This is a genomic window from Streptococcus equinus (genome assembly GCF_900104225.1).
Classification (GTDB): Bacteria; Bacillota; Bacilli; order Lactobacillales; family Streptococcaceae; genus Streptococcus; species Streptococcus equinus_D.
Genome location: NZ_FNJK01000017.1, coordinates 1 through 1,711 on the forward strand (window position 1 = coordinate 1; position 1,711 = coordinate 1,711).

The 1,711-nt window shown below is 36.4% G+C and carries 6 tRNA genes; all 6 read left to right on the forward strand.

The annotated features are described in order from the left end of the window. Window positions 1–9: 9 nt before the first annotated feature. Window positions 10–82: transfer RNA gene (locus tag BLP98_RS09230), tRNA-Phe, on the forward strand. A 17-nt stretch (window positions 83–99) separates the two neighbouring features. Continuing rightward, window positions 100–180: transfer RNA gene (locus tag BLP98_RS09235), tRNA-Tyr, on the forward strand. A 4-nt stretch (window positions 181–184) separates the two neighbouring features. Next, window positions 185–255 (forward strand) — tRNA-Trp (locus BLP98_RS09240). An 11-nt stretch (window positions 256–266) separates the two neighbouring features. Then, window positions 267–339 (forward strand) — tRNA-His (locus BLP98_RS09245). A 10-nt stretch (window positions 340–349) separates the two neighbouring features. Next, window positions 350–421 (forward strand) — tRNA-Gln (locus tag BLP98_RS09250). A gap of 6 nt (window positions 422–427) precedes the next feature. After that, window positions 428–511 (forward strand) — tRNA-Leu (locus tag BLP98_RS09255). The last annotated feature ends 1,200 nt before the right edge of the window (window positions 512–1,711 follow it).

A 1,711-nucleotide genomic window follows, 5' to 3' on the forward strand; every position in this document is an offset into this window, starting at 1 on the left:
CAATAGTTTGGCTCGGTAGCTCAGTTGGTAGAGCAATGGATTGAAGCTCCATGTGTCGGCGGTTCGATTCCGTCTCGCGCCATTAAAATTTAATATTTTGGAAGGGTAGCGAAGAGGCTAAACGCGGCGGACTGTAAATCCGCTCCTTCGGGTTCGGGGGTTCGAATCCCTCCCCTTCCATATTACGGGCATAGTTTAAAGGTAGAACTAAGGTCTCCAAAACCTTCAGTGTGGGTTCAATTCCTACTGCCCGTGTTAAAAATATGGCGAATGTGGTGAAGTGGTTAACACACCAGATTGTGGCTCTGGCACGCGTGGGTTCGATTCCCATCATTCGCCTTTATATTAATGGGGTATAGCCAAGCGGTAAGGCAAGGGACTTTGACTCCCTCATGCGTTGGTTCGAATCCAGCTACCCCAGTTACTTGCCGGCGTGGCGGAATTGGCAGACGCGCTGGACTCAAAATCCAGTGTCCGCAAGGACGTGCCGGTTCGACCCCGGCCGCCGGTATAGTATAACGTAGATGAAAGTCCTATTATATAGGGCTTTTTTGCTTTTTTTCTCTAAATCTTTCCCAAATTATATTTTTAAGATTTCACCAACCTTTTTATTTAATCTGCCAGGTATAATATTTGGATACTTATTCAAATTTTTATATTGGGTATTTTTGATTATAGGGTGATTTATGAGAATTTCGTTTACTTATTATGGTGTTGCTCGTGGTGTGTTATCCATTGATGGTGAATTTTACATAGGAATTGATTCTGATTTATCTCTAAAAGGTATAACTATTATTTTAAAGATTTTTCTTCTGTAAAAAAATTCTTTGTTTATGATAATATTATGCTTTTAGAAAAAGTCAATTTATGGTTATTGCCCCATGACCATCAAGATCATTTAGATTAAAATAGAAAAAATTTTTAGTTGGTAAGGATATTATTTGCCAAAGTAAGAGACTATTAAATGGGGCAGAAACTTCTCAAGTCTCAATTTAAAATTGAGAAAGAACTATTTTTTACAAGGATTATCAGATAAGTATTAAAGCTATTTCAGCTTATTATGTTAGTAATTTGATAATGCAAAAGCTAGTAGGTAAAGTAAATAGTTATATTGTTTCAATATCCAAAGAAAGTAAGGTTATTTATTTTACGGGTGATACGATTTATTCTCATAAATTTGTAAAAGCACTTCCTAACGGAAGCGTTTTTTATTTTTGCTAATCTAGGTGCTGTTAAGATAGATTCTTTTGGCGGTCCATTGACGATGAATCCCTAGATGCTGAATCAACTTAAATTAGCTGTACTACCAAGGGAGATTTTTCCTCTCCGTATAGATGATTATAGTTACTATATGACCAAAAAGCAGCAAGTAAAAGTACTGGGGTTTAGAGTTCTATTAGCTGGAGAGGGAATAACTCTTTCTTTGATATAGTCGCCTCTTTTTCATTACAGAGGATAAGCATACAAGGATTGTCTATAGTGAAAATTTAAATTTCCTCTTGACAACAGAAAGAATAGATGATAAATTATTAGAGTTGTTGCTTGGGAAACACCTCAGATGAGGAAGAAGTCAAGAGTAAAAAATCTTGAAAAAGATGTTGACAAAATCAAACGGCAATGATAAACTAATATAGCTGTTGTCCGAGAGGATAGCGGTAACAAGTTTGAAACAAGTTTGAAAATTTCTTGAAAAAGGTGTTGACAACAAGTT